At 64.6% G+C, this 5651-nt stretch carries 7 protein-coding genes; 4 read left to right on the top strand and 3 right to left on the bottom strand.

Features of this window, described 5'->3' with window-relative positions; all coding sequences use genetic code 11:
• Window positions 1-102: 102 nt before the first annotated feature.
• Genes BHC62_RS25150 through BHC62_RS25140 form a run of 3 tightly spaced genes read right to left on the bottom strand, consistent with a single transcriptional unit; the run spans window position 103 to window position 2337 of the window.
• On the bottom strand, window positions 103-1272 hold the full coding sequence (locus BHC62_RS25150; RefSeq protein ID WP_070996555.1) for a CynX/NimT family MFS transporter: 1170 nt from the start codon (window positions 1270-1272) through the stop codon (window positions 103-105).
• Window positions 1259-1726, bottom strand: a complete 468-nt coding sequence (locus BHC62_RS25145) for a nucleoside deaminase (protein ID WP_029299512.1) — start codon at window positions 1724-1726, stop codon at window positions 1259-1261. The genes BHC62_RS25150 and BHC62_RS25145 overlap by 14 nt, the downstream gene beginning before the upstream one ends.
• Entirely contained in the window at window positions 1723-2337 is a 615-nt protein-coding gene (locus BHC62_RS25140; protein ID WP_256324423.1) for an ankyrin repeat domain-containing protein, read from the bottom strand. Before BHC62_RS25140 ends, BHC62_RS25145 begins: the two co-directional genes overlap by 4 nt.
• A gap of 154 nt (window positions 2338-2491) precedes the next feature.
• On the opposite strand from BHC62_RS25140, the gene BHC62_RS25135 reads away from it, so the two are divergent.
• The 4 genes from BHC62_RS25135 (at window position 2492) to BHC62_RS25120 (ending at window position 5569) form a co-directional block, all read left to right on the top strand.
• Window positions 2492-3343, top strand: coding sequence for a LysR family transcriptional regulator (locus BHC62_RS25135; RefSeq protein WP_070996557.1), 852 nt, complete (start codon window positions 2492-2494; stop codon window positions 3341-3343).
• 239 nt (window positions 3344-3582) lie between these two features.
• The gene (locus BHC62_RS25130) at window positions 3583-4398 is read left to right on the top strand and encodes an energy transducer TonB (protein ID WP_029299518.1); all 816 of its coding nucleotides are present in this window, start codon (window positions 3583-3585) and stop codon (window positions 4396-4398) included.
• Window positions 4399-4440: 42 nt separating this feature from the next.
• Window positions 4441-5166: a MotA/TolQ/ExbB proton channel family protein gene (locus tag BHC62_RS25125; RefSeq protein WP_029299520.1), complete on the top strand. Its 726-nt coding sequence runs from the start codon at window positions 4441-4443 to the stop codon at window positions 5164-5166.
• A 1-nt stretch (window position 5167) separates the two neighbouring features.
• On the top strand, window positions 5168-5569 hold the full coding sequence (locus BHC62_RS25120) for a biopolymer transporter ExbD (RefSeq protein ID WP_029299521.1): 402 nt from the start codon (window positions 5168-5170) through the stop codon (window positions 5567-5569).
• Window positions 5570-5651 lie beyond the last annotated feature (82 nt).

The raw sequence follows: 5651 nt of genomic DNA, 5'->3' as shown, positions 1-5651 counted from the left end.
GTAGGAGCGAGCTTGCTCGCGAAGAACCCCCAGACGACGCGGTTAACCTGGTTCTGCGCGTTATCGTTGACGTTTTTCGCGAGCAAGCTCGCTCCTACACAATCAGCAAGCGGCGGTGCTGCGGTAAGTGGCTGGGCTGAATACCCGGGTGACCACCAGCATCGCGATCACTGTCACGGTCAACACCGCCCAGGCGCTGACAAAACTGCCGGTGAGTTCGCGCAACCAGCCGGTCATCCAGGGCGATACGGCATTGATCAAGAAGCCCACGCCCTGCACGAATGCCGCCAGTTGCCCGGCTTCCCGTGGGTCACGGCGGTGGTCCAGGGTCAGCAGCAGGCTCAGGGCAAAGCACGCCCCCAGGCCGAAGCCGATCAGCGCCACCCACAGGTGTGGGTATTGCAGCGGTGCCAACAGCAGGCCGAGATAACCCACGGTCTGGGCCAGCAGGCTGATGGTCAGCAAGGGCCGGCGGTCGATACCGCGTTGCGCCAGCGCCGGCATCAACAGCGCGGCAATCACCTGGAAAATCGTCATGAACGCCAGCAGCGAGCCGCTGGGCAGCACGCCCCAACCCAGTTGCTGGTAGTACGCCGGCAGCCACGCCACCATGCTCATATACCCGCAGTTCACCAGGCCGAAATACAGTGCCAGTAACCAGGCGCGGCGGTTGCGCAGGCCCTGGAGCGGCGGCGCCACTTGCAGGTTTTTCGCCGCGCCCAATGGCAGCCACGCCCACAGCAGCAACGCGCCAAGCGCCGGCAGCAGCCAGATGCCCAGGCCGGCCTGCCAATTCTGGAAATGGCTGGCCACCAGCGGGCTGAGCAGCGCCGCCAAGCCACCGCCACCCATCAACGAGGCTGAATACACTCCCATCGCCAGGGGCACCCGTTGGTGGAACTGGCGCTTGATCATCGCCGGCACCAGCGCCTGGATCAGCGCCACACCGGCCCCGCCCAGCAACGCCGTGGCCAGCAGTGCCGGTGCCTGGCCCAGTAGCCAGCGCGCCAGGCATGCGAGCAGGATCATCATCAAGCCCAGGGCGATCCCGCGTCGTTCGCCCAACTGCGCCTCGACGCGGATGCCCACCAGCGCCACCAGCCCCATGCACACCACCGGCAGGCTGGTGAGCAAGGCACTGCTCTGGAAACTCAGGCCGGTAGCCAGGCGGATCTCCCCGAGCAACGGGCTGATGGAGCTGAGGATCGGCCGCAGGTTAAGGCCCAGCACCACCAGCAGGCCCCAGCCGGCGAGGGATTTATTCAGGGTCATGCAGGGTCTTCCATTGACGGTAAAGGGCTTGCATGGCCGGCATCGGCAGGTGCTCGACGGGCAGTTGCTGGGCGGTCAGCGGCAGGCTCATCTGCTGGTAAACCGCGGCAGTCGACAGCCCGAACGGCGCGGCCATTTCATTGCTCGCGGCAAACACCACGCGGGCCACGCCACACAAGTACATGGCGCCCAGGCACATTGGGCACGGCTGGCCGCTGGCGTAGATCACACAGCCTTCAAGGCGTGGGCCGAGCTGTTGGCTGGCACGGCGGATGGCGAGCATTTCGGCATGGGCGGTGGGGTCCTGGTCGAGGTGGATCTGGTTGACCGCCTCCACCAGCACAGCACCGTCCTTGACCAGCACGGCGCCAAACGGCCGCCCGCCCCGGGCCACGTTGTCCTGCGCCAGGGCAACGGCACGTTGCAGCCAGGCTTGATCGTGTTGTGGGCTCATTGGGCACCTGCTTCTTGCAGCAGTTTGGCGATGGCGACCTGGCCGCGCTTTTGCGCCTGTTGCAGGGGGCTGATGCCGTCGCGGTCGGGCAGATTCACATCGGCACCGGCGACGATCAGCATGGCGACGATTTGCTGGTGCGGTGGCCCGCCGTCCGAGAGCACGATGGCCTCCATGAGCCCGGTCCAGCCCAGGCGGTTGACGTGGTTGACGTCGACGCCGGCGTCGATCAGCAGGCGCACCGTTTCCACGTGGCCGCGCTCGCACGCCGGGATCAGGGCGGTGCCGCCGTAGCGATTGGTGCTCTTGAGGTCGGCGCCATGGGCCAGGGTCATGGCCAGGATTTGATTGTGGCCGCTGGCGCCGGCCAGCAGGTAAGGGCTGTCTTGCATCAGGTTCTTGCGGTTCACATCGGCCCCGGCCTCGATCAGGGCGCGGGCGATATCGACGCGATTGGCCTGGGTGGCCAGCAACAGCGGCGTGCTGCCATCGATGGCGCGGGTATCCAGATCGGCACCCTTGGCCAGCAGTTGCTCGACCTGCGCCAATTGCCCGGCACGCACGGCGTCGAGCAAACCTTTATCGGCGGCCATGCTGTTACTTGCCACCATCAACCCCAATGCCAGGGCGGCGGTTTTGAAAGGAGTAGGCCATGCCATGGGAACCTCGTTTCAGTGCAATGAACGGGAAGTATGGCCACCGCCTGGGGTATTCTGAAATTAAATATAACCATGCCAACCAGTGGCAAACACGATGGTGGTGTTCATGTTCGATCCCGTGCTGTTGCGCAGTTTTATCGCCGTCGTCGACTGCGCCAATTTCACCCGCGCCGCCGAACGCCTGCACCTCACCCAATCCACCGTCAGCCAGCAATTGCGCCGCCTGGAAGACAGCGTCGGCTGCCGCTTGCTTGACCGCGATCAGCGCCGGGTGGTGGCGACGGTCGAGGGTGAGCGCCTGCTGGCCTATGCGCGGCGCATCCTGGCGCTGAACGAAGAAGCCGCCGATGTGCTGATCAACCAGCAGAGCGATGGCGTGCTACGCCTGGGCGTGCCCGAAGACTTCGCCGCCGAGCGCTTGATGCCATTGCTTTCGGCGTTTGTCGTGGCCTATCCACGGGTGCGCCTGGAGGTCACCAGCGGCCTGGGGCCGGCGCTGCTGCGCCAGTATCGCGGCGGCGAATTCGATGTGTTGCTGGTCAAGCAGATGGGCGACAGCGATGACTGCCTGGCCTCCTGGCCGGAGCCGTTGTGCTGGGTCGACAGCCGCCGCATGCCGGCCCTGGGCCGTGACCCATTGCCCCTGGTGGCGTTCCCGGTGGGCGGCCTGTACCGCAATGAAATGCTCCAGCACCTGGAGGTGGGTGGCTGGCGCTGGCGCATTGGCTATTCCAGCGCGAGCCTGGCCAGTGTGTGTTCTGCGGTGGCGGCGGGGTTGGGTATCAGCCTGTTGCCGGAGCGGGTGGTGCAGACCGGGCACGTGGTGCTCGGCGCCGACAGTGGTCTACCTGCGGTGCAGGGCGTGCGGCTGGCGCTGTATGGGCGCAGTGGGATGGGGGCGGCGGGCCAGAGCCTGCAGCGTCAATTGTGGGATTTATGCGAGGCCAACCCGCGCTGAGCCATGCCTTTGAGGAATATTTTGCATGCCGGCAAAGCATCATGATTTTGCCCCTCGCCGCCAGGCCGCGTGGGGCGTGGCTTTGCTGGATTGGCTGAGTTTTCATATTCCTGTTCGGTCTATGTATAACTTTAAAGATTACTTTAAGAGATAAGCGTCTGCCCCCGATGATTCAGCTCTCGACGGTCGCCCCCGCAGGCCCGTCGGTTTTTTCGCTGAAGACAGCAGGGAGTGAATCAATGGGCAATGTCCAGACCGCCGCCAGTGCACATGAGGCGCTGTGGCGCCAGGCACCGAGTGGTGAGTTGGTCGACCTTGGCCGGCCGCACCGCGCGCCCTTGGGGCAGTTGCGGTTGCAGAAAACCCCCAAGGGGATCTTGAGCCGCCGTGAAGGCATTTTATTGGGCCTGTTGGCACTGGCGCTGCATGGCGCGGTGATCTATTGGGTCAGCCAGAAACCGGTGCCGGTGCTGCCGATTGTGCCGCCGGAAATTCCACCAATGACCATCGAGTTTTCCCAGCCGGCGCCACCGGTGGTGGAACCGCCGCCGCCTGTACCGCCGCCGCCACCGCCGCCGGTCGTGGAACCACCGCCGCCTGTGGTGGATGAGTTGGCGGCCAAGCCGGCGCCACCCAAGCCGATCCCCAAACCAAAGCCCAAACCGGTGCCCAAGCCCGAACCCAAGCCTGCGCCAAAAGCCGTCGAACAACCGCCCGCGCCACCCCAGCCGGCACCACCGGCGCCCACGCCGGCCCCGCCTGCGCCGGCACCGGTAACACCTGCTTCGGCCAACGCCGCGTACCTGAAGAACCCGGCGCCCGAGTACCCATCACTGGCCCAGCGCCGTGGCTGGGAAGGCACTGTGTTGTTGCGGGTGCATGTATTGGCCAGTGGCAAGCCCGGTGAAATCCAGGTGCAGAAGAGCAGCGGTCGCCAGCAACTCGACGACGCCGCACTCAGCGCCGTGAAGCGCTGGAGCTTCGTGCCCGCCAAGCAGGGCGACGTGGCACAGGATGGCTGGGTCAGTGTGCCCATCGATTTCAAGATTCATTGAGCCTTTGCTCGACACCCTATCGCTTACACCGAGGTACACATCATGACGTTACTGGCATCTCCACTTGAATCCATCGAAAGCGCGGTGATCTGGCTGCTGGTGGTTTTTTCCGTCGCCACCTGGGGCCTGGCTCTGCTCAAGGGCGTGCAGTTCGCCCGCCTCAAGGCCCAGGATCGCAAGTTCCACAAACAGTTCTGGGCGGCGTCGAGCCTGGATTCGGCCGCCGAGCTGAGCGAAACCCATCCCGGCGCCGCCGCCCGTGTGGCCCAGGCTGGCTACGCCGCGATCCAGGTGGGTGATGCGCCGCACGCCGCTGACCTGAGCCAGGCGATCAACCATCAGGATCGCCTCGAACGTGCCCTGCGCCAGCAGATCGTGCGTGAACGGCGCTCCCTGGAAACCGGCCTGGCTGTGGTCGCGAGTATCGGCAGCACCTCGCCCTTTATCGGCCTGTTCGGCACCGTGTGGGGGATCATGGAAGCGTTGAAAGGGATCAGCGCTGCCGGTTCCGCCAGCCTGGAAACCGTGGCCGGCCCGATCGGCGCGGCGCTGGTCGCGACCGGTGTGGGGATCGCCGTCGCCGTGCCGGCGGTGCTGGTCTACAACTACTTCCTGCGTCGCCTGAAGCTCACGGCTGCCGACCTGGACGACTTCGCCCATGACTTCTACAGCCTGGCGCAGAAAAACTCGTTCCGCGTGCTGGTCCACCCGGCGCTGCATAAAAACGCCGCCCAGGGCAGCGCGCAAAAAGTGAAGGAGGCGTCCTGATATGGCCTTCTCTACCCAAGACAGCGACGAGGTACTCAGTGAGATCAACGTCACGCCCCTGGTGGACGTGATGCTGGTACTGCTGGTGGTGTTTATCGTCACCGCCCCGCTGTTGACCAACGCGATTCCGATCAACCTGCCCAAGACCGAGGCCGTGGCCCCGGTGGAGCAGAAAGACCCGCTGGTGGTGAGCATCGACGGTGCCGGCAAGGTGTTTATCAACAAGGATGAAATCCAGCCGGACCTGCTGGAGTTCAACCTGCAGGCCGCCAAGGCGAAGGACCCTGAGGTGCGGGTACAACTGCAGGCTGACGATGGTGTGAATTATGGCGAAGTGGCTCGGGCCATGGCGTCGATTGAGCGAGCGGGGATTACCAAGCTGTCGGTGATTACTGCGCGTTAGTGTCAAAAGCCTCGACAATTTTTTGGCCGTCTCCTTGGCAGGGTGCGGCCTTTTTTTTGCCTGTGGCGAGCGGGCTTGTCGG

The sequence above is a fragment of the Pseudomonas sp. 06C 126 genome, from assembly GCF_001855215.1.
GTDB lineage: Bacteria > Pseudomonadota > Gammaproteobacteria > Pseudomonadales > Pseudomonadaceae > Aquipseudomonas > Aquipseudomonas proteolytica.
Note: the sequence above shows the minus strand (reverse complement) of the source record. Positions and strands in the feature narration are given on the sequence as shown.